This window comes from Vibrio intestinalis, assembly GCF_025195085.2.
Classification (GTDB): domain Bacteria; phylum Pseudomonadota; class Gammaproteobacteria; order Enterobacterales; family Vibrionaceae; genus Vibrio; species Vibrio intestinalis.
Genome location: NZ_JANAVY020000007.1, coordinates 1 through 23,035 on the forward strand (window position 1 = coordinate 1; position 23,035 = coordinate 23,035).

General features: G+C 44.5%; 23 protein-coding genes. 16 read left to right on the plus strand and 7 right to left on the minus strand.

Annotated features, from left to right (window positions below):
- Window positions 1-141: 141 nt before the first annotated feature.
- From MU515_RS11430 to MU515_RS11460, 7 genes are all read left to right on the plus strand, one after another.
- Window positions 142-1,353 carry a glycosyltransferase family 2 protein gene (locus MU515_RS11430; RefSeq protein WP_260260564.1) on the plus strand — a complete coding sequence of 404 codons (1,212 nt, stop codon included), beginning with the start codon at window positions 142-144 and terminating at the stop codon, window positions 1,351-1,353.
- On the plus strand, window positions 1,343-2,662 hold the full coding sequence (locus MU515_RS11435; protein ID WP_260260565.1) for a DUF3131 domain-containing protein: 1,320 nt from the start codon (window positions 1,343-1,345) through the stop codon (window positions 2,660-2,662). Before MU515_RS11430 ends, MU515_RS11435 begins: the two co-directional genes overlap by 11 nt.
- Before the next feature lie 67 nt (window positions 2,663-2,729).
- A complete protein-coding gene (locus tag MU515_RS11440; protein WP_260260566.1) occupies window positions 2,730-4,130 on the plus strand; it encodes a DUF3131 domain-containing protein in 1,401 nt (466 codons plus the stop codon).
- Between the two features lie 10 nt (window positions 4,131-4,140).
- Window positions 4,141-5,523, plus strand: a complete 1,383-nt coding sequence (locus MU515_RS11445; RefSeq protein ID WP_260260567.1) for a DUF3131 domain-containing protein — start codon at window positions 4,141-4,143, stop codon at window positions 5,521-5,523.
- Window positions 5,520-6,641 carry a hypothetical protein gene (locus tag MU515_RS11450; RefSeq protein WP_260260568.1) on the plus strand — a complete coding sequence of 374 codons (1,122 nt, stop codon included), beginning with the start codon at window positions 5,520-5,522 and terminating at the stop codon, window positions 6,639-6,641. The genes MU515_RS11445 and MU515_RS11450 overlap by 4 nt, the downstream gene beginning before the upstream one ends.
- A gap of 139 nt (window positions 6,642-6,780) precedes the next feature.
- The gene (locus MU515_RS11455; protein WP_279257200.1) at window positions 6,781-7,518 is read left to right on the plus strand and encodes a family 16 glycosylhydrolase; all 738 of its coding nucleotides are present in this window, start codon (window positions 6,781-6,783) and stop codon (window positions 7,516-7,518) included.
- Window positions 7,519-7,607: 89 nt separating this feature from the next.
- Window positions 7,608-8,897 carry a glycosyltransferase family protein gene (locus tag MU515_RS11460; RefSeq protein WP_260260570.1) on the plus strand — a complete coding sequence of 430 codons (1,290 nt, stop codon included), beginning with the start codon at window positions 7,608-7,610 and terminating at the stop codon, window positions 8,895-8,897.
- 90 nt (window positions 8,898-8,987) lie between these two features.
- Here the strand turns inward: MU515_RS11460 and MU515_RS11465 are convergent, their stop codons facing one another.
- The 4 genes from MU515_RS11465 to MU515_RS11480 form a co-directional block, all read right to left on the minus strand.
- Window positions 8,988-9,167: a hypothetical protein gene (locus tag MU515_RS11465; protein ID WP_260260571.1), complete on the minus strand. Its 180-nt coding sequence runs from the start codon at window positions 9,165-9,167 to the stop codon at window positions 8,988-8,990.
- Between the two features lie 44 nt (window positions 9,168-9,211).
- Window positions 9,212-10,840, minus strand: a complete 1,629-nt coding sequence (locus MU515_RS11470; protein WP_260260572.1) for a response regulator — start codon at window positions 10,838-10,840, stop codon at window positions 9,212-9,214.
- Between the two features lie 301 nt (window positions 10,841-11,141).
- Entirely contained in the window at window positions 11,142-12,035 is an 894-nt protein-coding gene (locus tag MU515_RS11475) for a cation diffusion facilitator family transporter (protein ID WP_260260573.1), read from the minus strand.
- 193 nt (window positions 12,036-12,228) lie between these two features.
- Complete coding sequence (locus tag MU515_RS11480) at window positions 12,229-13,107, minus strand: LysR family transcriptional regulator (protein ID WP_260260574.1); 879 nt, start codon at window positions 13,105-13,107, stop codon at window positions 12,229-12,231.
- A gap of 283 nt (window positions 13,108-13,390) precedes the next feature.
- Here MU515_RS11480 and MU515_RS11485 point away from each other — a divergent pair, with 283 nt between their 5' ends.
- Window positions 13,391-13,972, plus strand: a complete 582-nt coding sequence (locus MU515_RS11485; protein ID WP_260260575.1) for a class I SAM-dependent DNA methyltransferase — start codon at window positions 13,391-13,393, stop codon at window positions 13,970-13,972.
- Here MU515_RS11485 and MU515_RS11490 read toward each other — a convergent pair.
- Complete coding sequence (locus MU515_RS11490) at window positions 13,950-15,944, minus strand: acetoacetate--CoA ligase (RefSeq protein ID WP_260260576.1); 1,995 nt, start codon at window positions 15,942-15,944, stop codon at window positions 13,950-13,952. The genes MU515_RS11485 and MU515_RS11490 overlap by 23 nt on opposite strands.
- Before the next feature lie 203 nt (window positions 15,945-16,147).
- Here MU515_RS11490 and phhA point away from each other — a divergent pair, with 203 nt between their 5' ends.
- The 5 genes from phhA to pcp all read left to right on the plus strand — a co-directional run bounded on the left by phhA (window position 16,148) and on the right by pcp (window position 19,572).
- Entirely contained in the window at window positions 16,148-16,933 is a 786-nt protein-coding gene (phhA, locus tag MU515_RS11495; RefSeq protein WP_260260577.1) for a phenylalanine 4-monooxygenase, read from the plus strand.
- Between the two features lie 23 nt (window positions 16,934-16,956).
- Entirely contained in the window at window positions 16,957-17,301 is a 345-nt protein-coding gene (locus MU515_RS11500; RefSeq protein WP_260260578.1) for a 4a-hydroxytetrahydrobiopterin dehydratase, read from the plus strand.
- A 57-nt stretch (window positions 17,302-17,358) separates the two neighbouring features.
- Window positions 17,359-18,021 (plus strand): SH3 domain-containing protein, encoded by a 663-nt coding sequence (locus MU515_RS11505; RefSeq protein ID WP_260260579.1) that lies wholly within the window; start codon window positions 17,359-17,361, stop codon window positions 18,019-18,021.
- 142 nt (window positions 18,022-18,163) lie between these two features.
- The gene (gene yjjG / locus MU515_RS11510) at window positions 18,164-18,838 is read left to right on the plus strand and encodes a pyrimidine 5'-nucleotidase (RefSeq protein WP_260260580.1); all 675 of its coding nucleotides are present in this window, start codon (window positions 18,164-18,166) and stop codon (window positions 18,836-18,838) included.
- A gap of 95 nt (window positions 18,839-18,933) precedes the next feature.
- Window positions 18,934-19,572, plus strand: coding sequence for a pyroglutamyl-peptidase I (gene pcp / locus MU515_RS11515; RefSeq protein ID WP_260260581.1), 639 nt, complete (start codon window positions 18,934-18,936; stop codon window positions 19,570-19,572).
- A gap of 67 nt (window positions 19,573-19,639) precedes the next feature.
- Here the strand turns inward: pcp and MU515_RS11520 are convergent, their stop codons facing one another.
- Window positions 19,640-20,155: a hypothetical protein gene (locus MU515_RS11520; protein WP_260260582.1), complete on the minus strand. Its 516-nt coding sequence runs from the start codon at window positions 20,153-20,155 to the stop codon at window positions 19,640-19,642.
- A gap of 280 nt (window positions 20,156-20,435) precedes the next feature.
- On the opposite strand from MU515_RS11520, the gene MU515_RS11525 reads away from it, so the two are divergent.
- The 3 genes from MU515_RS11525 to MU515_RS11535 all read left to right on the plus strand — a co-directional run bounded on the left by MU515_RS11525 (window position 20,436) and on the right by MU515_RS11535 (window position 21,933).
- Window positions 20,436-20,771, plus strand: a complete 336-nt coding sequence (locus MU515_RS11525; protein WP_260260583.1) for a hypothetical protein — start codon at window positions 20,436-20,438, stop codon at window positions 20,769-20,771.
- Window positions 20,734-21,189, plus strand: coding sequence for a hypothetical protein (locus tag MU515_RS11530; RefSeq protein WP_260260584.1), 456 nt, complete (start codon window positions 20,734-20,736; stop codon window positions 21,187-21,189). Before MU515_RS11525 ends, MU515_RS11530 begins: the two co-directional genes overlap by 38 nt.
- A gap of 111 nt (window positions 21,190-21,300) precedes the next feature.
- The gene (locus MU515_RS11535) at window positions 21,301-21,933 is read left to right on the plus strand and encodes an HD domain-containing protein (RefSeq protein WP_260260585.1); all 633 of its coding nucleotides are present in this window, start codon (window positions 21,301-21,303) and stop codon (window positions 21,931-21,933) included.
- A 60-nt stretch (window positions 21,934-21,993) separates the two neighbouring features.
- Here MU515_RS11535 and MU515_RS11540 read toward each other — a convergent pair whose 3' ends face one another.
- Window positions 21,994-23,028: a methionine synthase gene (locus MU515_RS11540; protein WP_260260586.1), complete on the minus strand. Its 1,035-nt coding sequence runs from the start codon at window positions 23,026-23,028 to the stop codon at window positions 21,994-21,996.
- Window positions 23,029-23,035 lie beyond the last annotated feature (7 nt).

A 23,035-nucleotide genomic window follows, 5' to 3' on the forward strand; every position in this document is an offset into this window, starting at 1 on the left:
TTCAGGAAGTCAGAAGGGAGCGTGTCTGTACCAAGGAAGATGAATAAGGCTACGTGGGACAAAGATTATAGAGCAAAAGTTCTCTTTACATCAGCTTAACAAAGTACGTTCGCGCCCTTAGGTTACTTCCGAGATCCCAACGTGGCGTGGGTTCAAACCCCACAATGGTTCTTTGATTTACCCGAAGGTGAACGCTTACCTAAATTTTTGGCGCGTAAACTTGGTAAATGGTCGTCTTTCATCGGAACGGGCATAGAGAAAGTTTATGGCCCTGTTACCTTAGGCGAAGACCCGTTCGTCAATGACCCTCAAATGTTTTACGACGTGATTCAGCGACGTCGCAACTGGGTTAATGCCTCTTTCTGTTGTGGTGCAGGCTCTATCCACCGCCGTGAAGCGGTTATGGAAGCGGCGCTACGTGCATACGCAGAGCAAATCACCAAAGAACAAGACGAAGTTGAGAAACAGATTCGTCGCTTGACCAAAGAGAAGCAAGTCGACAGAGATATTTCCGACAATCTACGTAATGAAATTTTGTTCGATACCGAATTTACACCGTACAAATTCCACGTATCAGAAGACTTATATACCTCAATTGTTCTGCATTCTGACAGCGAGCGTAACTGGCGTTCGGTGATGCATCCGCAGGTCGAAAGTAAAATGCTGTCGCCCCAAGATTTGCAAACGTGGACAGTGCAGCGTTTTAAATACTCCGGTGGCTCAATCGATATCTTCATGAACGATAATCCCGTGTTCCGCAAAGGGCTTAAGTTCAAGCAAAAGCTCATGTATGGCGCGAGTTTCTGGTCAAACTTATCGGCCATTTGGAACATCATTTTCTTGGCGTGTCCAATCGTTTACTTCTTAACTTCTATCGCGCCAGTCAGTGCTTACGATGTGACCTTCTACATGCACTTCTTACCTTATGTACTCACTGCAGAACTTGCGATGATGATCGGAACATGGGGCGTGGCCGGATACAAAGGCAAAACCAATTTCCTTTCCTTCTTCCCTGTGAATATGCGGGCACTATGGACGGTTTTACGTGGGCGTAAAATTAGCTTCCCAACTACACCTAAAGAGCGACAAACCGGTAATTTCTTCAAACTGGTGTTACCACAAACTGCAGTGTTCTTGTTGAGCTTGTTCAGCTTGGTATTTGCGTGGGTAGGGCATTCGACAGGTATGTGGGGTAGCTATTCGTTTGGTGGCTTAGTGCTCAACACTTTTTGGATAATAAATAACATGATGGCAATGTGGGGCATGATGGCCGCCGCATTCTGGACACCCCCTTCATCGGATGAAGACCAAGAATCTGCGACAAATTCTGAGGAGCTAAAGTATGGCGTTTAAACAGGGATTATTAACAGCTCGACATCACATCGTATTCATTCTCGGTTTAGCCACCGCACTGGCCATTGCGTTCAGCATTGAAACTCGCCAGCAAGGCCATGTGCTAGGTAATATTACCTTTGAACAAGAAGAGAATATTCCGTTCAAGGATAATCGAGTTTTAACCACCCAAGAGTTTGAGTGGGCCAATATTGCTTGGCAGTATTTCGAGAACAATTACCAAGAGAATACCGGCTTAGTGAATTCGGTAGATGGTTACCCTTCAACCACCATGTGGGATACCGCTTCTTATTTGATGGGTCTAATTGCAGCTGAAAAGCTCAACGTGATCAGCACTGACGTGTTCAAGATGCGAATGGAAAAAGCCTTAACCACATTGGCGCGCTTACCTCTGGTAGACAACAAACTGCCTAACAAAGCGTACAACACCCAAACTTTGGAAATGGTGGATTATGCCAATAATCCAATGGAAAACGGTATTGGCTGGTCAGCGATTGATATCGGGCGAATTTTGGTGCCGATGAACATTTTGATTTGGCAATACCCAGAATACAACAAACAAGTGAATGATGTGCTAAACCATTGGAACGTCAATGCCATGCTGGTGGATGGCTACATGTTTGGTGCTCGTCCTAGCTCGAAAGATGGCACCATGGAGCGAGTACAAGAAGGCCGTATAGGGTATGAAGAGTACGCCTCTAAATCTCTTGCTCTGATGGGACGAGATGTATTCAACTCAATGAAATATATCGACTTCTTAGAGTTGATTGACGTATATGGCATCGACATTCCAACCGATAAGCGTGACCCCGCTGAGTTCCATGCTCATAACTATGTGGTCAGTGAGTCCTACATTTTGGATAGCATAGAGTTTGGCGCTGATTCGGTGTCTAAAATCTTCGCTCACCGTGTCTATCTAGCTCAAGAACGCCGTTATGACGAGACCGGCATTGTCACCGCCGTCAGTGAGGACAACGTTGATGAAGCTCCTTACTTTGTCTACAACACAGTATTTTCAGACGGTAAAAAATGGAATGCCATTTCCGATGACGGTAAAGACCAGTCCCATTTAAAAACCTTGTCGACCAAAGCCGCATTTGGCTGGTATGCCTTGTATGAATCGGATTATACCGACTTGCTGATGGAAGAAGCAGGTGAACTCTACTCAAGTAAAAAAGGTTGGTATTCAGGCCGTTATGAACTGGATGGTCGAACCAATAAAGCGATTACCGCCAATACTAACGGCATCGTCTTAGAATCACTGGCTTATATAGAGAATGGACCTCTACTCACCATTGGTGAGCAATAACCATGATGCCAAAGGCAAGACGAAAGTAATGGTTAAGGAATAAAAATAATAACGCAGAGGAAGGTGTATGCGCAGGATTAGTTTATGTTTGATCGCTCTGGCCATGGTTGGGTGTGGGAATAAATATAATCAGTTTTCAGAGGATATTATTGACCGTAAAACGCATTGGGATATACCTCAACCTAGAAGTGGCGAATTGACCGAGAAAGAGATGGATATGGCTCGGATCGCGTGGAAGTATTTTGAAAACAACTACCAAGAAAATACCGGGTTGGTGAATGCGGTAAACAACTACCCGTCGGTGACTTGGTGGGATGCGGCTTCCTATATGGCGGGCATGACCAGTGCCTATGAATTGGGGATCATTGAAAAGGAAGAGTTTGACTCTCGTCTAACTAAGATTCTGACCACTCTGAACAAGCTCGACTTATTCATGGGTGAGCTACCTAACAAAGCGTATAACACTCAAACCGCTGCGAAAGTGGATTACGGCAACCAACCGGGTGAGATTGGCTATTCCGCGTTGGATTTAGGCCGTCTTCTGATTTGGCTGCATATTCTTAAACATCGCTACCCAGAGTTTGCGACCAGTATTGACTCGGTTGTATTGCGTTGGAACTTCTGTAACGTGGTGGACGAGAATGGCACTATGTTTGGTGCACTGCTTGAACCAGGTAAAGAAGTGCAGTATCTGCAAGAAGGCCGCTTAGGTTATGAAGAGTACGCAGCAAAAGGTTTTGAGCTATGGGGCTTTGATACCACTCAAGCGGCAATGCCAGAACCATATTCAACCATCAATCTATTTGGTTATGACGTACCTTATGACACCCGAGACCCACGTAAACTGAAAGCTCATAGTTACGTTGTAACGGAAAGTTATGTTTTGGATGGCATCGAACTTGGTTGGGACGTCGTCTCCGATCGCTCACCCCATGATAGCACCTACTCACATGAGTGGATGGCAGAGTTCGCTTTGCAAATCTACCGCGTTCAAGAAGAGCGCTATCGCCAAACGGGTATTATTACCGCGCGTACTGAGCACCAATTGGCTGGCGCACCATACTTCGTTTACGACACCATCTACACGGATGGTTTTGCGTGGAACACCATTTCAGAGGTAGGGGACTTCCTTCCGCAATTTGCAGCGGTTGCGATCAAAGGTGCGATGGGGATATGGGTACTTTGGGATACACCATATACCGATTTAGTGTTTGATCATGTGTCTACGGCTTATGACCGCGAAAAAGGCTTCTACGAAGGTATATTTGAAAACGGTACAGGCTTAATTAACACCTTTACCTCAAATAACAACGGCATCACGTTAGAAATTCTCTTGTATAAGCAGCAAGGTAAGCTATTGACCTACAAAGATGACGTCGCGCCAAGTCTATGGGAAAAGGCGTTAGAGTCGCCATTTGGTTATGAAGGGCAATGTTTACCGCGTAAGAAAATTGAACCTGTAGAGTAAAGGGCGCTAGATGCTAAAGAGTTGGGTTGTATTAGCGTTAGCAATACTTCTTTCGTCTTGTGGGGTTGTCTATCAAGGTGTGAATGATGGCATTACGGCCATCAATCATTCCCAGATGCTACGGCAAGGTAGGCACGGTCCATTAACGGAAGAGGAACTTGCGTGGGCTCAAACTGCGTGGAAGTATATTAAAAATAACACTCAGTTATCGACTGGGTTAGTCAATAACCTAGATAGTTTTCCTACCACCAATATGTCGGGTATTGGTGATTATCTCATTTCGCTTTTAGCGGCCAAAGAGTTCGAATTCATTACTAATAAAGAGTATGACGAGCGCTTAACCATGGTACTGACATTTTTGAATAAAATGCCACTTAGCCAAGGGCAAGTGCCGAATAAGGTGTATGGCACTCAAACCGGTGAAATGGTCAATTATGGTAATCAATATCAAGATATTGGCTGGTCATCGTTGGATGTAGGCCGCTTGCTGATTGCATTAGCGATAGTCAAACGCCATTCGCCAGAGTTTACCGAATACATTGATAAAGCGGTTCTGCGCTGGAACTTCTGTGAGTTGATTAGTATTGATGGCGAGCTTTATGGCGGCGCTGTCAATGACGGGCAAGTTACTCGCTACAAAGAGGGGCGCTTAGGGGTTGAGGAGTACACTTCTTATGGTTATCTCGACTGGCAAATTGTGCCGGAAAAGGCGATGAATATAGAGCCATATGACGTGGCGACCATCTACGATGTCGATTTGATTTTTGATGGCCGAGACCCCCGAATTTTCAACGTGTTAAGACCGGTCTACAGCACCCCTTATCTCTGGATGGGATTAGAATTCAACTGGGATAAAGTCGGCGATGTGTCATCAAGCGATGCGACGCATACTAACAACACGTTATCCGCAATGGCGGATGCGGTTTACCTTGTGCAACAAAAGCGCTGGGACAATGAACGGATATACACCGCCCGTGGCGAGCACACTGTTTCCGGAGATCCATACTTCGTCTATGACGCGATTTATGCGCTGGGTACGCCATGGATTACCTTAGCTGACGATGGCTCATCGCACGATCACCTAGCGTTGGTATCTACTCGTGTCGCGTTTCAGATGTGGGCTTTGTGGGATACCGACTATACCGATCGCTTGATGGTGCTGGTGAAAGAACTGTATGACCCACAGCGCGGTTGGTACGAAGGGCGTTTTGAAATGACCAGCGCGTATGAAAAAGGCTTAAGTCTTAAAACCAATGCAGGGGTATTGGAAGCGTTACTGTATAAACAAATGGGTAAGCTCTACAAACATGGAGAAACCGTGGAGTATCGAGATGTGAAGTTTAACTCTCGATTTGATCATCCAGGGCGTTGCTTAGTGGAGACATTCAGATGAAGCGATGGATATGGATACTCTGGTTTGTATCGTCGACTTTAATGGCGATCGAGAAGCCAGTTGTGGATGCGTTAACCACACCTACTTTGCTGCTAGGCCAAGGGCGTTACGCGCAAGCCGCGGCGAGTTTTCATCTTCAAAGCACGCTAATGTTAACACTAGAAAAACAGCTCGGGGTCAAAGCCATGTGGCAAGCCGCTGGGCTAGCAGAGGGGCTTGCGGCGATTGCTGCTGAAAAAGATCAAGACCCAATCGCTTATGAGTACTGGGGCAATAGTGTGCGTTATTTCTTAATGTCCGGATCTAACTGGGAAAGTTTGCAAGCTGAGCTGCATCAGGAGTTTGAGCAAGCCAACACGCGTTTGCAAAGTAATGCTTCTGTCACGGGTGTGGGGGCGATACTCGACAATCATTGGTTACAGCTATTCACACTTGTTGAAGTATGGCAAGACAAGCTCAATTACTTTGCTTATAAAGCGCCTTCATCCGAACTCGCCACAGCGGTGATTCAATCTGCGGGCAGCCAAGGGAATGAGCCACCATCATCAGGTACGCAGCTCAAACAGTTTTCACCAAAAAAACAGCTGCAGTTAGACGCCGGATTTAAAGCTAAGCAAACCTTTGACCCGAGTTTAGCGATTCCTCCTACCACGCCTGCGCCCAAAGGTGAGAAAGATACGAAGAGTTCCACTGGGCTTCAGCTTAAAAGCAGTGAGCCACAAAATCCGCAAACTACTAACCCGCAGCAGCCGAAGCCATCGACTAGCCAAACTGTGAGTGGGGATAACATTAAAACATCTGCTCCTGTTGCACCTAAAGCGCCAGTGGTGAGTTCGGGCTTGATTATTGGGCCATCGCAAACCGAGTCACCAGTTAAGCAGCAAACCGATGAGAAGGGGGTTACTGTAGTGACACCAATCGATTTAGGGGGAAACATCGTTGAACATGATCACGATTCATTACCCACCAATCAAAAAGCCCCAACAGAATCTGTCCCCGCATCCCCTGCAGTCCATAGTACGGAGCAACAGATTTCGCGTTCTAATTTAGATTCACAAAGTACCGGTGGAGTGAAGGCCACTCAGCGGCGCAGTTTTGCACCTGTTGCAGATGAGTAATAACTTCAATGGATGATATTTTGACTAAGTCGGTTTAGTGACGTGCAAATTCATCATTATGCATTACGCTTATTATTGAATAAACAGAATGCATATAACAATGATGAATATTTTCCGATTTTTATTTTTAAGCCTGATCATGACAATTTCTCCGCTAACTCAAGCATTTGAGGACGAACTTACAAGCCTAGACTCAGAAAAGTGGTGGGTGGCTGATGGGTGGGAGAACGGGTTCCCTTTTGTTTCCCGTTGGGAAGATGAAGCGATAAAGTTTAATAAGCGTGGCATGAGTATTACGCTTAAAACCGATCGTGGCCGAGATGAACAGGGTAATCGCAGTTTCTATTCTGGTGAGCTGAGAAGCCATGGTTATTACTCTTATGGCTGTTATGAAGTAGAAATGAAACCAATCAGGGCGCCTGGGGTTGTTACGTCTTTCTTCTTGTTTGCAGGCCCTTACGATAAGCCAGAAAACGGCAATGGTAAGCACAATGAGATCGATATTGAATTTCTAGGCTCAAACACCAACATGGTTCAACTAAACTTTTGGACTGATGATGATGGGTATGAGAATACTCATGAAACCTTAATCTTCCTCGATTTTGATGCTTCGCAAGCGTTTCATAAATATGCCATTTATTGGTCTAAAGAGAGTTTGGAATGGTTTATCGATGGAAAATCTGTTTTAAAGGTAAGAAACAACAAGTATGACCCAATTCCGAGCGCAGAGTCTTCACATCTGCGAATTATGGCCAACGTATGGGCTACAAATTCCGAGATTTCCAACTGGGCAGGTTTATTTGATATCAGTAAGAAACAGTCGCACAAAGCGCGCTATAGAAACTTCAAATACACGCCAGATGTACGCTGCCAATAAAATCTAAACTGACAACTTGTATTCAACTATATGCGTACTACCTTTTAAGTAAAGGTACAAAAAATAACAACGTCAGCTAGGGCATAAGTATGGATACATCTCTCACAATAGCGTATCAGCTATTAAAAAACTCGCGTGTCAATTTTGATTTAACCGACTACTCTCACCAACAAGGTCTACTTGATTTAGCCGACCACCTGTTAGCGTTGGAAGACCTCAATCAGCAGCAACTCTCCACACTCGCTCAAGAGCATAATGCGCCATTGGAGTTCCAACTGGCACTTAAGTTAGTCCATTCTCGTCAACAAGTATTGCAACTCTCTAAACCAACCAATATCGGGGTAGTGTTCGCGATGTGGGGCGAGCATAACCGCCTTCAGCCAAAAACAGCGACCAATCAAAATGGCGAAGATTCACTAAGGACGAAGATTCGTCAGTTAAATTGGGTGGTAAAAGATTCATTAGTCGATTGGCAGCTTTATGCCGTTGATGATGGTTGTCCTCATGATAGCGCGCACATTGCAAAACGTATCGCTAATCAACAGCCAAGAAACATCGCAGAAAAAGTGCATGTATTGCAGTTGAGCAACGCGATCCCAGCTAAAAGTGGCCCTTTGAATAATCTTGCCCATGTGGATGATTCGCGTAAGGGCGGCTCAATCATCCTAGGCTGTCAAACCGCACTGGCGAACGGGGCAGATGCAATCGTGTATACAGATGCGGATAACTCAGTGCATCTTGGGCAAATAGGCTTGTTATTGGATGAGTATGTTGAGAAAGGTAAACAAGTGGTATTGGGTAATCGTAAACACCCTGATTCCATTTTGGTTAAACAGGAAGAACGCTGGGGCGTTGGGATTAAATCACTGCGTCACATGCAGCGGATGATTGGTGCGCAAATTTTTGAGCAAGGCATCAAAGATACTCAAGCCGCGTTTAAACTTTACAGTAAGCCCGTGCTAGAAAAAATACTGCAAAAACCGACAGTATATGACTTTTCGTTTGATACCGATTGGATTTTTGCCGCGATGGAAATGAACCAACCAATTTCAACTGTGCCGTTTGCCTTCATTGATTCGGCGGCAGAATCCGCTTCTATTGTGCAAGGACCAATGACCACTTGGTATGTATTGCTAGATGGTTTAGTGAAAGCCGCTAAAGCAAGACACGCAGACTACAGTGAGGAGATGGCCGATGTATTTGTCAAAGAGGTCAAATCACACAAAGATCTAGAATTGATTATTGATGTGTTGCCTCCAGAGCTTGCTATGGCGAGCGATAAAGATTTAGGCAACCCGAAAGTGATGTCGCCTCAATCCATGCGTGATTGGATTGTTAGTGCTAAAACACTGCGTGCGCAAGCGGTAACCCCAGCCTAACGTATATCGGATAAAGTAATAAAAAACGCCTGACTATGTAGTCAGGCGCTTTTTAATTATCTGTTCTAGGAGCATCTATTTGGAAAGTGATTATTTCAGAGCGTTCCCTAGCGTTGTAGCGTAGATTAAATCCAGTTCCTCTTGTGTTACTACATCAACGACTGATCGAGGTTGACGGCTCTCCTCAAGATATGCGATTAATTGTTGTTTCTCATCTAAGCTCATCTCATCGACGGTTTCATAGACTTCTTTTAGCTCTTGCACACTCATACGCTATCTCCTTCCAACTATGACTTTGTACGAATATTGTTATGCTATCGTTCACTCCCATCCTTGGTTGCGGCGAACGAAAATGCATTGGGCGGCGGGGCAGAATAGCCATGTTGCTTGCCTGTCACTACCCAATTGTTCCAGTTTGGTGGTAAGTCTAAACTATTGAGTTCTGATAGTAATTTGTTTAGGTGCTCATCGTGGATGCAGTCAAAGCGGTCACATTGAGCATGTAAATATTGAATCTTCGCTTCAGACGAGTGAGGGTATTGTTTGAGTAAATCTTGATAAAGTACCAACTCGCTATTGTTCTGGTGAAAATCAAATCCGCTGTAGGCAGCGTCTTCATTTTGGAAGAATCGTTTCGGCAGCTGAATGTTATTTGGATTAGCCCCGCGCGATTTCAATACGCTGACTAAGGTGCGTGAGATTTCTCGCTCGCCAAATAAGTCCAGTGCGGGCAAATATTCCAGTAATAAGATGACTGGACACTCAAACAACTCATCATAATAATTCGCTAAGCTTTGTAGCAGTTTACGGTGGCCAAGCGCCTCATTATTTTCATGGATCAACACATGACATTGGAAAATCAGATGTATCGATTGTAAGTGTTGAATCCGCTTTGGCGTCAGGCGTCGACTCGCGGTGTGGATAAACTGATTAGCATGATGCAATAGGTCGGTTTTAGCCGTGGTGCTTTCCGTTTGCAGATAGGTTTTTTCCAGTGATTGAAAATGGCCTATCACGGCTTTTAACCAATTGACATCGGCCATCGACATATGTTGTGCGTAGCTAAGGCCGACTTTGTAAAGAGGGGCTTTTTTGTTTGCTACTGCCAACAACTGGCTGGCATGAGAAGCGCGTTCACCAATGCTTGGGGTTAATTCAAACGCTTTTACCGCCCATATGGCCGCTTGTTCGTGTTGTTCTGAATCCGCATAGAGTTGAGAAATCGTATCAATCACTCGAATCGATAAAGGGTTTTCAATTAAGAACTGGTGCAACTCTTCGAGGGCTTGCGTAGTGTTATTGTCTCTATGCAGCAAGTGGGCAATCGCGCACATTTTAGAAGCGTGGCAGGATGTCGAAGAGAGCGTGATATACACATCCAGTAAATCCCATTGGTTTTGCTGCATGAAGTGCTCGATCAAATGGGCCTCAAGGCTGATGCTAAAGCCAGAACGATTGATCATTTCAAACAGGGTTGCGGCGTCAACGGTTCTATGGGAGAAGAGGTATTGATTGATTTGAACGAGCTTTTGGCTTTCTCTATGTATCACTAGGAGCTTTTCGGCCAACGAACTATTGCTCAATGGTTTAGTGACAAAGTGACGGACTTTGCCTGAAAGAGCAGTTAACACCGTCTCTTGACGCGCATCACCGGAGATCATCAATACCCCAGTGGAGTCACCAATTAAGCGGTTTCGATAGAGCAGCATAGCCAATTCGTAACCGGTTAAGTTTTGTTCTAAATGGTAGTCGAGAATGAGTACATCAAAGTGTCTAGATTCAATGGCTTTGATTGCGTTTTGATAGCGTTCAACGGTGGTGATTTGGTTGTGCTCAAGCCCCAGCGCAAGAAGCTGTTGTTTCAACAACAGTAAAGCGGTGCTTGAATCATCCACAATAAGCACTTTCATTTGCTTGATGTATTTTACATCCGCTTTTTTCAAGTCAGCCTCCTGCCAACAAAATTAAGCCATTAGTATGATGTTAGTCTACATGTTTCATAATGGGCAAGTTATTCATTTAAAGGGAAGAGGGTGTAAGGTTTTTAAGCGGTATTTATGGTATTTCGTTGTGAATAAGTACCAAGAGATTCGAGACTAGAGTGCTATAAAATTGAGTAAATGAGATTTGAGAGTGATTTTGTTGCTTGATCAGCTAATCGTATTGAGTTTGGTAAAAACGCTTTTCTCCAAACCTGCAAACAGGTAATAAAAAGCCCAAAGTATTCACTTTGGGCAAGCAGGATTAGCTAGTGATATTCATGGTGAGTTGTAAGTTTAGATCCAGTGGTGACAACTTCTGCTTCAATAGACGGCGAGCTTTTTCAATTTCAGCGACTTCAACGTGTTTGTTGTCACAATGCACATCGATATTCACTCTCAGCTCTTGGCCAACTTTAGCAACACCAGCAAGTTCCATATGTTGTGAGACTTGCTTATCGATATTGGTGACTTGCTGATTCACCGCTTGGTGGATATCGTCACTTGGCTTCATCATCAGTAGCTCTTTAACCGCCTGACGTAACATGCCAAATGGTACTTTGATGAAGTAGAAAGACATCGAAATCATCATCATTGGGTCAGCGTAGACACTTAGGTATGCAAATGGTGTTAACGTTACGATAAACGCACTCACAAAGCCTAAAGTCACAGTCACGCTCAATAGGGTATCCATTTGCCACTGCTTAGCTTCGGCCTCAATCAAACCTGAAGAAAACTGTTTGGATTTGTTGGCGATATACCACCAACCGTAACCACAACCGATCACGTTGACCACACCAAACAGCGTTGCAATCGATGGGTCAACAGCGCGACCACCAGTGAACATAGAACTCACCGCTGAATACAATGAGTAACCTACAATCGTAAGGATCACACCACCTTTGATCGCAATGACCACAGGTTCAATAACCGCTTTACCAAATTGGAATTGGTCCTTTGTAGGGCGGTTGATATAACGCGAAGCTGCCAGTGACAATAATGTTAACAGTAGGCTGACTAACGAATAGACACCGTCAAATACGATGACCAAAGAACCCACCCATAAGCCAAGCACAAGCCCACCAACAGCAAAGCCCGACGCTAAAAGGGCTGAGAAGGTTAGGATACGGTTTTCATTTTGGCTTGTTTGGGCACACATAATGAATTCTCAATTAAAATCTTACTGACATTCTTCAAATATCTGGGCAAATATACAAACTACTTCTGCCTCTTGAGTCAGTGTAAATTCATTGGGAATGTTAAATTTTAATTTAAATCAATGACTTATGTTGATTTTTTGCTGTCAACAAAATTGACTCTGGCTGTTTTTTACGCGGAGAGATTTGATTGATTTAAAAATCAAATAGATATTCGTTCAGTTTGTCTGCGAGCCAAGACATACCAGGGTGCTCTGCACGCCCCACCGCCGTAAACATACAAAAGTCTTCTTGAGTCATGCCGTAGGTGTGCTTAATGACGGCAAGATCTTGTTTTCTTAAGTGGTGACGAATTAACGGCTCTGGCAATACGCCCCATGCGTTTTCAGTAAGGATTGTGTTGAGAATGTAGTCGAAGCTAGAAAAACCAATATGGCGCAATGAGAGCGGCTGTAGCTCAGGGTTATCTTTCTCGTTGAGATACACCATAACTGCTTGCATCGAGTTACGCAGTTCATTGTCGGATACCCGGCGCATTTTGCTTAAAGGGTTGGCAGCATTACATACCGACATCATGCGGATCTTACCCAGTGGCTGATAGGTCACGTGAGGGTCATCAATGCGTTCGTAATCGACGCCAAAAGCAAAGTCGACTTGTCCTGTAACCACGAGGTTTGCCAAATCACCGGATGACGCCAATACGATATTAAAGGCGGTGGCGGGGAAGCGTTTATTAAGTCGATGCGCTAAATCTTGCCACATTTCATCGGGTAGTGAGTCGTCTCGTGCTATCCAAACCTCTGCGTTGAACTCACCAGTAACTTGCGCGCAAGTCTGTTTAATGCGCGCTTCGGTGACGAGTAAGTTTTCGCAATCTTTATAGATCGCTTTTCCTGCTTCTGATAGCGAGAGGTGGTTACCAGTACGCACAAATAGTTCAGTGCTAAGCTCTTTCTCTAGTGCCTTGATAGACATACTGAGTTTGGTGCGATTGCAATCGAGTTGGCGCGCCGCCTCTGAAACAGAGCCAGTGTCTGCGACGATACAAAAAGCCTGAATTTGCGACAGATTCATACAATAGCCTGCTATCGATTAGGGTAAATGATCTATATAGTATTCGTTGACGTTAAATGTGTTTTATGCATAAATGCGGCATGTTTATTCATCTTTGCGTTTGACGAATAGTATGTAATCATTGTTTTTCTCGCACATAAACGTGTAACAGTACAGCGCTAAGCTGTTGAAGTATATTAATTGAAGTTTGGTTCTATGTCTGTTTGGCAGACGTCAAAATTAATATATTGTTGGTTAACGCGAGGAATTCGCCTTCAGTAGGCATGATGTCAGGGAGAGTATTATGACTATCGATTGGGATGAGCACGCCCAAAACTGGGAAAATGATCCAGCCACCATTACCTTTGCAGAAGAAGCTTTTTCAAGCTTAGTAAAAGAGGTCGATATCAGCGGCAGGCACGTCTTGGACTTTGGCTGCGGTACCGGGTTGCTCAGTGAAAGAATGTCGCAGCGAGTAAAAGACATTGTCGCTTTGGATGGCTCAGAGGCCATGATTGAGCAATTGGATAAAAAATCACTCTACAACGTTGAGCCAGTGGTGGACTTTCTTACTCGCGGATTAGTGGCAATGCACCCAGCATTCCGTAATCAGTTTGATTTAGTGGTCGCGTCATCCGTCTGCGGCTTGATTGATAACTACGCTGACGTGTCAGACATTATCTATAGCCTGCTCGAAAAAGGCGGTTACTTTGTTCATTGGGATTGGCTTGCTTCGGCGCAAGATGAAGAACTGGCCATGAGCCCAGATTATGTAGAGCGTGTTTTAACTGGTGTTGGCTTTAAAGAAGTGACGTGCAGTGTGCCGTTTGATGTATCAACTACTCAAGGCATGTTCCGCGTGCTTATGGTGGTGGCGCGCAAATAGCCTCACCTATGGCTGAAATTTCCTTTAAGACCTCGGGGTTGGCAATAGCGCCGAGGTTTTCTATTTCATGACCTTGTAACAACTGTTTTACCGCCAATTCCACCAATTTTCCCGAGCGTGTTTTCGGTATCGAACTGACCGCATGAATTTGCCATGGCACGTGTCTTGGTGAACACTGAATCCTGATATAACGTTTTATCTGCTCGATTTTTCCAATACTCAGCGTTTTACCTTGTTGCATCTCTACCAGCAGTACAATCTTTTCGTCATTGTCTGCGGGATAACCCACGGCAATACAGTCAGTAATTTCTGCTATTTGATTGACTTGACGATAAATCTCTCCTGTACCAATTCGCACGCCTCCGGGGTTTAAGGTTGCGTCGCTGCGACCAAAAAACCGCATCCCGCCAGTCTTAGTTTGCATAACATCATCACCGTGGTGCCAAGTATTGCTAAAGCGCTGCCAATACGCTTGGTGATAGCGACTGCCATCATCGTCATGCCAAAAGCCTGAAGGCTGATTGGGAAAGCTATTGCGACAAACCAGTTCGCCTCTATGCTCTGTAATAGCTACGCCTTGTTGATCAAATGCCGCAACATCCATGCCTAGTGCTGGCCCTTGGCATTCACCTCGATAAACGGGGGAGATGGGATTGCCCAACACAAAACAGCCGCAAATGTCGGTGCCGCCTGAGATCGAAGCCAGATGTAAGTCTTGCTTGATATGCTGATAAACAAAATCGAACTGCTCAGGGTAGAGCACTGAGCCTGTCGAGCATAAGGTGCGCAACGCAGGAAGGGCAAAGTGCCGATTAGGATGATATTGCTGTTTTTGTAATGCTTCTAGGTATTTTGCTGATGTGCCAAACAAGCTGATGCTATGTTGGCGCGTAAACTGCCAAAGCCTATTTATATCAGGGTAGGTCGGGCTGCCATCGTAAATACACAAGCAAGCGCCAGAGGCTAAGGCTGATACGTGCCAGTTCCACATCATCCAACCGCATGTGGTGAAATAAAATACGCGATCACTAGGTTTAATATCACAATGCAGTTGATGCTCTTTAAGGTGATTGAGCAAAGTGCCGCCTACGGTGTGAATAATGCATTTGGGTTTGCCAGTCGTCCCTGAGGAATAGAGAACAAAAAGCGGGTGATTAAAACTGGCTTGGTAATAGTGGATGTTAGTGGCAGAGAACGTTGTGAGCAGCGTTTGCCACTCGGTGCTTGGTATAGAGCTATCTAGCTCTAGGGCTTTATCAATTAAGCAAATACCCTTTAATGAGCCCAGTTTGGCCTGCAATGCAGAGACTTTATCCTGCATATCGTAGTGCTGGCCGCCAAATTGATATTGTGCACATGTAAACAGCGCCTTGGGTGCAACTTGGCCAAACCTTTCGGTCACGCTGTCTATGCCAAAATCGGGAGAGCAGGATGTCCACACTGCGCCTAAACTGGTGGCAGCAAGCATCGCTATTACACTGTGATAGCTATAAGGCAGGTAACCAGCGACGATGTCACCTGCTTTTATGTCTAATGAGATAAGCCATTGCTGAATGCAAGACACTTGTTGTTTTAGTGTTTGCCAGGTTATCTGTAGATGCTCTCCAGACTCATGTTGGTAAATGATGGCTAATTCATCATCGGCCATGTTGGGAAGTTCAAGTAAGTTTTCAGCGTAGTTGAGTTTGCATTCAGGGAACCATAAAGTGTCACGCGCGGGCACGGCTTTCTGATCAAGGCGTCGTTTGGGGGCTCCCAATAGTTTAATCGGCGGGTTTTGTTCTCCTATCACGTGCGCGTATTGCCACCACAATTGCCAAAAAGTATCACTATGTTGTATCGACCACGCGTGCAAAGCGGCGTAATCCGATAACGTAATGCCTTTGGTGGATAGAAAGGACATAAACGACATCAGGTTCGAATGTTGGATACGATTGGCAGATGGTACCCAGCAAGGGCTCGATTCAGACATAAACTACACCTCCTAGCGTCATATAAGTATTTACCGTTATTGACCATTTTCAAATTGAAGCAATGAAACGAGCGTTAACCAAAACTGCGTGTGTAAAAAATATGTTACAAAATTCAGTGCTCATGTAAGCGTCAAATAGCGGAACAATCTCTGAAATTGCCATAAGGTTTAGATAGGGAGTTTTGATTTTAGGTAGGTGCAGTATGACTCAGTATCAATCTAAGCCAGTCGACACGGAAGGTCGAATTGCGTGGGACGATAACGAAAACTCAATCTGGCATGATTTAGTACAGCGGCAACAGCAACTGGTACAAACAAGGGCATGTCGTGCCTACCTTGATGGCTTAAAACTTCTGGACTTACCCACCGAACGCGCACCGCACTTATATGAAATCAACCGAGTTTTGCTTGCAACCACAGGTTGGCGGGTAGAGCCGGTACCTGCATTAATCAGCTTTGACCGATTTTTTGCATTATTGGCGGCTAAGCGTTTCCCAGTCGCGACCTTTCTTCGCTCGCGAGATGAGTTTGATTACCTGCAAGAGCCAGATTTCTTCCACGAAATTTATGGCCACTGCGCTATGTTGACCAATCCAGACTTTGCTCACTTTACTCATGTTTATGGACAACTAGGGCAAGCCGCTGAGCCAGCAGAACGTGCTTATCTCGCACGGCTCTATTGGTTTACCGTTGAGTTTGGCCTAGTTGAGGAGATGGGTAAGCTGAAAATCTATGGTGGCGGCATTCTTTCATCTCCAGGTGAGACTCGTTATGCCCTTGAAAGTGATCAAGCTCAGCGGGTGGAGTTTTTGATTAACCGCGTACTTAGAACCCCTTATCGTATCGATATCATGCAACCTATTTATTTTGTGTTGGGTGAAATTAGTCATTTGTACCAACTCAGTCAGGTCGATCTGATGCAAGAAGTAGGCAAAGCGCAGCAGCAAGGACTATTTGCACCATTGTTTGAGCAAAAGGCGGCAATTTAAAAGCAACTAATGAGGGAAGAAACATGTTAATAAACAAACAGTGTGCGCCGTGCAATGGCGAGTCTCAAGCGTTGAGCACGGATCAGCAAAATGCATTGCTCAAACAATTGGTTGATTGGCAAAGAGTGGTGAGAAATGATGTACCACAATTAGAAAAGAGCTATCGCTTCAAGAACTTTAAATTGGCGTGGGCATTTAGCGATAAAGTGGCTTCATTAGCAGAGGAAGAGTTTCATCACCCAACGATTGTACTGGAGTGGGGTAAAGTCACGGTTACGTGGTGGAGCCATTCAATAAAAGGACTACATGAAAACGACTTTATCTGCGCCGCCAAATGCGATGCGCTGTTTGAAAGCAACCAAGGCTAAAGTTTTCACCAACTTGCCGTTATAGTAGTTAAGCTTTAATTTAACTTGGACGGTAAAATGAAAAAAGTACTGATGGTTGTGTTACTACTGGTGGGCATTGCGCTTGCTGGTGGTGGGTACTATATGTTTTATCTAAAACCAAGCCAAGATGCACAGCAGGAAGAGCAAGAGCCAGAACCTGCCGCTAAACCTGTTCAAACCGAACCTATCCCTGTTCCTGAACCTGTACCTGAGAAAACGGACTACTACGTTAGCCCAGAAAAACTCGGTGTGCGAGAAGCACCTAATTACGATGCGTTTATTGAATCCGTTCATTATCGTGGTGACAAGCTGCACGTGTTAGAAAAGCGCGATGGTTGGGGACGAATCTCGCCGTATTACGTATATAAAGAAAATGGCCCTGAAGTGGCGGAATGGGTGCCGATGGAGGCATTACTTGAAGTGCCGCCAACCATCACCAAGCAGCAACGTATTGAGACAATCAGCAAATACATTGAAGGCTCGGATGACTTTAAACAGTACTTTGATGTGTTTATTAAAACCACCGACGATTTGATCAAAGAAGGGATTTGCATTCCGCTCGATTTCGAAGAACTGAATGGCTGGGTTCGCTCAGTGACTTACAAAGAAGAAGACGTGTACTTTGTTTATTGCGGCGGCTACAAGCAAGCGAATAAGATCTATCTCAACGTTCAAACCGGTAAGATATTTTACCGTTAATTGTTTTCTATCCGAATGAAACTAAAGGGGTTTACATTGTAAATCCCTTTTTAGTTTGTGCCGAATCAAAACATGGTTTAGAGTGAGCCCTTCGCGGTGTTTCATCACGTTTGACACCCATTAAGAACAAGTAGGACGGGCCATGAAGTACGATTGGATTCTTTTTGATGCGGATGAAACATTGTTTCATTTTGATTCTTTCCAAGGCATGCAATTGATGTTTAAGCGCAAAGGGGTAGAGTTTACCGAGCAAGACTTTGCAGAATATCAAAAAATCAATAAGCCTCTTTGGGGCGATTATCAAGATGGCGTGATTGACGCACAGCAGATCAAACACATTCGCTTTGAGTCTTACGCCAAACAGCTTAACACCACAACCGCAGAGCTAAACTCCGCCTTCTTGGATGCTATGGCGGATATTTGTACCATGATCCCTGGTGTGAATGAGTTTTTGGATGCGGTTCGAGGTAAAGCAAAGCTTGGTATTATCACTAATGGGTTTACCGAGTTGCAGCAAGTGCGCTTAGCTAAAATGGGTCTAAGTAACACCTTTGAACACGTGATCATTTCAGAAGAAGTGGGCGTGGCGAAGCCTGATGCCGGCATTTTCCATCACGCAATGGAGATGATGGGGCAGCCTTGTAAAACGAAAGTTTTGATGGTGGGCGACAACCTGCACTCAGATGTTCTAGGTGGGGTAAATTTCGGTATTGATACCTGCTGGTTTAACCATGCTAGGCAGCAGGGTACGGCAGAGATTAATCCAAGTTACACCATTGAGCATATTGATGAGCTAAAACATATTTTGTTGGCATAACTGCTTGTATGATTAACGGCTTAGGTGCGTGTTAAAATAAGTGAAATAAGGCTTCCTAGTAAATGGAAGCCTTTTATCTATGGAAGGAAAGGGATTTGAAAAAGGTACTAGTAACGGGTTTTGAGCCTTTCGATGGGGCGAAGATAAACCCGGCATTAGAAGTGATTAAACGGCTAGATGGTGAGCAGCTAAATGGCGGTGAAATAGTTACCTGCCAAGTGCCCGTAACACGATTTGAGTCAACTCAAGTTGTTATTGAGGCTATAGAATATTTTAAGCCAGACTATGTGATTACTCTTGGGCAAGCCGCTGGTCGAGCTGAGATTACGCCTGAACGTATTGCTATTAATATCGATGATTACCGAATTCCGGACAATGCCGGGAATCAACCTATTGACCAGCCTATCGTAGAAGATGGCCCCGCCGCTTACTTTTCTACTTTGCCAATTAAAGCTATCACTCAGCAATTGCAGCAAGCGGGTATAGCTTGTCAGGTGTCAAACAGCGCAGGTACTTTTGTTTGCAATCACCTTTTTTATGGGCTGCAACACTATTTGGTAGGACAGTCTATTCCCCATGGATTTGTGCATATACCTTTGGTGCCTGAGCAAGATACGACAGGGTCACAGCCAGTCATGCCTTTAGATATCATTGTTGATGGGCTGAAAATAATGGCTCAAACCGTCATTCAAACAGACGGTGACATCGAGTTTGGAGCAGGAGAAATTTGCTAACACTTTAATAGGTGGTGAACCACCACAAACGCGCGTCTATGGTGGCTAAAGATACGGGAGTAAGTAACTAGAGGTTTGGTTTCACTCTATCAATTTGCTTATACATCTTATCAAGATGTCGATTCGATGCGAGACATAAGCAACTTGCGACAAACATGGTTATGTTAAACCAAGTTATACAAAAGTATGATTCGATAACGACCGTCAGCCCTAAAAACGTGGTAGACAATACCAGAAGAACAGAAGGTGCGACGTTAAAGTGTCGAGTTCTCAACCATGTTGTTAATACGATTACGCCACATAATACGAACCAGTAAACCGTTCCGTCTGACATCCCTTCATGGCCACTTTGAGTTCTTATCTGATACCCAAACTGACTGAGCTTTCCAGACAGAGAGTAGAGAAATAGCAGGCCATGGTCTTCACATCGAGCTTGGTAGACCAGTGGTTGAAACCAAAATAGTAGAACGACGGCACAGCAAATTGTAATAAGTATCTTTTGGCCTAGAAAGTTACTTGCATCAAGCGCTGATACAATATTGTCGAACATTGTAGGTTGTTTGGATTGTTTGTTACTGTTCACAGCCTTTCCTTATTTCATCGTGTTCAGATACTTAGCGAGTTATCAATAAATAATTGAAGCGCCGGAGGTTATCACGTCAATGGCATACGCATACAGTGGATTGTTTGCGTTTTTGGCTCGCAATCGATTTTTCCGACCGATTTTCAGCACGTCGCTATGTACTTGTTTAATCGGGTAATAAGCTAGATGCTTGTTAAAGTACTCCCCATAAATTCATACTTTTGGGATTTTGTTTTAATGCATAATTTGAAGGCAGACGCTGAAGAACAAAGGAGAGAGTATGTCATTGAGCAAAGTATGCGACACTAAAGGAGTTAGGTTTACTCAAGAATCTATAGACGCTATCGATCGAATCAATAATAGGGTTGATTTAGCTAATCAACTAACGGGGTTACTCGCGTTTTCACCCGTAGTAGAGATATTCGGTAGCAAAAAGTCGTTTTCAAATTACTCAAGAGATATTTATGAATATCATTGGGAAGAGTTTGGAGATGCGATGGGAAGTATTAATCCAATATTGAAAAATCGTGTTTGGGAAGAGGCAACATATGCCGCGATGTCGACCACAGGAGGTGAGCGTGAGTTTTGGGAATGCGTTATGGAAGTTTCTCGCTAGCATCGCACTTTTAGCGAGTACTGGTTTAAAAGCTGATGACTTAAGGCTGTACGACTTATATAAACTATACGAGCAAAAAGTGGATGTTTGTTTAAGTCAAACTAATGGGATCTCTGCCCTATTACTAAAGCAACCTTGGTTATTAGAAGTCGACGACAATCAGTTAAAGGAAGTGATTGTCTATTTTTCTCGTTACGCTTTAGACCAGTGTTCATCTAAGGAGCAGGACAGTTTTGAACGGGCACTGAATAACGAATCGCTGAGTAGTCAGAAAATCATTTTAGAGTGGCTAGAATTCGATGTGCAGTTAGAGCCTCCTAAATGGTTGGATTCAGAAAAACTCAGAGAGATTCAGTCGAACGATATATCCCCATTTAATCCGATAGAAACCTATAAGCACATCAAGCAATCTAAATAGGAGGAGAGACGGATGATATGCTTATCGGAAAATTGCTTGTTCGATATCTGCTAACATGTTTTGTATTACTATTCTGATGGTTAAGTTAGCAAGCAGTTAAGTGGAGAGCGCATGGTAGAGCAATACGAGAAGCAGTTTTTGGACTTCATCAGCAGTGAGATGAAACAAGATTTAGCCCATGATTTGAACCATGTAAAAAGGGTAGTGAAAACAGCTAAAGAGCTGTGCGCTATTGAAGGAGCGAAGCTTGAGGTTGTTTTGCCCGCGGCATATTTGCACGATTGCTTCTCTTTCCCTAAAAATCATCCTGATCGAGCCAAAAGCTCTGAAATTGCAGCGGAAAAGGCACTGCGGTTTTTAGTTGATATTGGCTACCCATCTCAATATCACCAAGCAGTTCGCCATGCGATTATTGCCCATAGCTTTAGCGCAAATGTCACGCCAGAAACCCTAGAGGCCCAAATTGTACAAGATGCCGACCGACTAGACGCACTAGGTGCTATCGGCATCGCTCGCTGTATTTTGGTCAGCGCTGCGCTGCAAGTGGACTTATACAACTCAGAAGACCCGTTTTGTAATAGCAGAGAGGCCGACGATAAGCAGTACACGGTTGATCATTTCTATACTAAGTTATTTCGTCTTGTGGAGTCGATGCAGACCAAGACGGCCAAAATCGAAGCGAAAAAGCGGACGGAATTTATGAAGAGCTATTTGACTCAGTTAGGCCACGAAATTTTGGATTAGGTCAAAGACTCTCGGCTGATGCATAACATCTGCCGAGAGTCTATAAGTGTTCGAGTTAAGCTACAGTTGTTCTTGTAACTCTTTTCTAATGATTTCTGCTCCTTGGCTTAATGCGCTGAGTTTGCCTCTGGCGATAGAGCGAGAAAGGGGAGCCATGCCGCAGTTGGTGCAAGGGTATAATTTGTCTGCATCGACAAATTGCAGAGCCTTACGAAGCGTATCCGCGACCTCTTCTGGCGTCTCTATTTCGTCTGTTGCTACGTCAATCGCACCGACCATCACTTTTTTACCCCGAATCAGCTCTAGCAGCTCAATGGGCACGCGCGAGTTGTGGCATTCCAATGAGATGATATCAATATTGGATTTTTGCAGTTTTGGAAATACTTCTTCGTACTGTCGCCATTCTGTACCCAATGTATTTTTCCAATCGGTGTTGGCTTTGATGCCGTAGCCATAACAGATGTGGACAGCGGTTTCACATTTTAGCCCCTCAATCGCACGTTCTAAAGCCGCAATACCCCATTCATTGACCTCATCAAAAAAAACGTTAAAAGCAGGTTCATCGAACTGGATGATATCAACACCAGCTGCTTCGAGTTCTTTTGCTTCTTGATTAAGTATTTTGGCAAACTCCCACGCGAGCTTTTCTCGGCTTTTGTAATGGTCATCATAGAGGGTATCTATCATGGTCATTGGGCCGGGTAGTGCCCACTTAATGGGCTTGTCTGTTTGTTTGCGCAGTACTTTCGCATCTTCAACAAACACTGGTCGCTGGCGAGATACCGGCCCTACGACTGTAGGCACACTTGCATCGTAGCGATTACGAATTTTAACCGTTTTACGCTTGTCAAAATCCACTCCACTGAGTTGCTCAATAAATGTGGTAACAAAGTGTTGGCGGGTTTGTTCACCATCACTGACAATATCGATGCCCGCTTGCTGCTGCTCTTGCAGTGAAACACGTAAAGCATCGTGTTTGCCTTCGGTTAATTCTTCGTTGTCGAGTTTCCACGGAGACCATAGCTTTTCAGGTTGAGCGAGCCATGACGGTTTCGGTAGGCTGCCTGCTGTCGATGTTGGTAGTAGTAATTTCATAATCTAT

Coding starts and splice junctions, on each gene's coding strand:
- MU515_RS11540 (WP_260260586.1), bottom strand. CDS start 23,028: ATGAAATTACTACTACCAACATCGACAGCAGGCAGCCTACCGAAACCG.
- MU515_RS11480 (WP_260260574.1), bottom strand. CDS start 13,107: ATGAATCTGTCGCAAATTCAGGCTTTTTGTATCGTCGCAGACACTGGC.
- MU515_RS11485 (WP_260260575.1), top strand. CDS start 13,391: ATGACTATCGATTGGGATGAGCACGCCCAAAACTGGGAAAATGATCCA.
- MU515_RS11475 (WP_260260573.1), bottom strand. CDS start 12,035: ATGTGTGCCCAAACAAGCCAAAATGAAAACCGTATCCTAACCTTCTCA.
- MU515_RS11525 (WP_260260583.1), top strand. CDS start 20,436: ATGTCATTGAGCAAAGTATGCGACACTAAAGGAGTTAGGTTTACTCAA.
- MU515_RS11450 (WP_260260568.1), top strand. CDS start 5,520: ATGAAGCGATGGATATGGATACTCTGGTTTGTATCGTCGACTTTAATG.
- MU515_RS11460 (WP_260260570.1), top strand. CDS start 7,608: ATGGATACATCTCTCACAATAGCGTATCAGCTATTAAAAAACTCGCGT.
- MU515_RS11465 (WP_260260571.1), bottom strand. CDS start 9,167: ATGAGTGTGCAAGAGCTAAAAGAAGTCTATGAAACCGTCGATGAGATG.
- MU515_RS11505 (WP_260260579.1), top strand. CDS start 17,359: ATGAAAAAAGTACTGATGGTTGTGTTACTACTGGTGGGCATTGCGCTT.
- yjjG (WP_260260580.1), top strand. CDS start 18,164: ATGAAGTACGATTGGATTCTTTTTGATGCGGATGAAACATTGTTTCAT.
- MU515_RS11455 (WP_279257200.1), top strand. CDS start 6,781: ATGACAATTTCTCCGCTAACTCAAGCATTTGAGGACGAACTTACAAGC.
- MU515_RS11490 (WP_260260576.1), bottom strand. CDS start 15,944: ATGTCTGAATCGAGCCCTTGCTGGGTACCATCTGCCAATCGTATCCAA.
- MU515_RS11500 (WP_260260578.1), top strand. CDS start 16,957: ATGTTAATAAACAAACAGTGTGCGCCGTGCAATGGCGAGTCTCAAGCG.
- MU515_RS11445 (WP_260260567.1), top strand. CDS start 4,141: ATGCTAAAGAGTTGGGTTGTATTAGCGTTAGCAATACTTCTTTCGTCT.
- MU515_RS11440 (WP_260260566.1), top strand. CDS start 2,730: ATGCGCAGGATTAGTTTATGTTTGATCGCTCTGGCCATGGTTGGGTGT.
- MU515_RS11435 (WP_260260565.1), top strand. CDS start 1,343: ATGGCGTTTAAACAGGGATTATTAACAGCTCGACATCACATCGTATTC.
- MU515_RS11535 (WP_260260585.1), top strand. CDS start 21,301: ATGGTAGAGCAATACGAGAAGCAGTTTTTGGACTTCATCAGCAGTGAG.
- phhA (WP_260260577.1), top strand. CDS start 16,148: ATGACTCAGTATCAATCTAAGCCAGTCGACACGGAAGGTCGAATTGCG.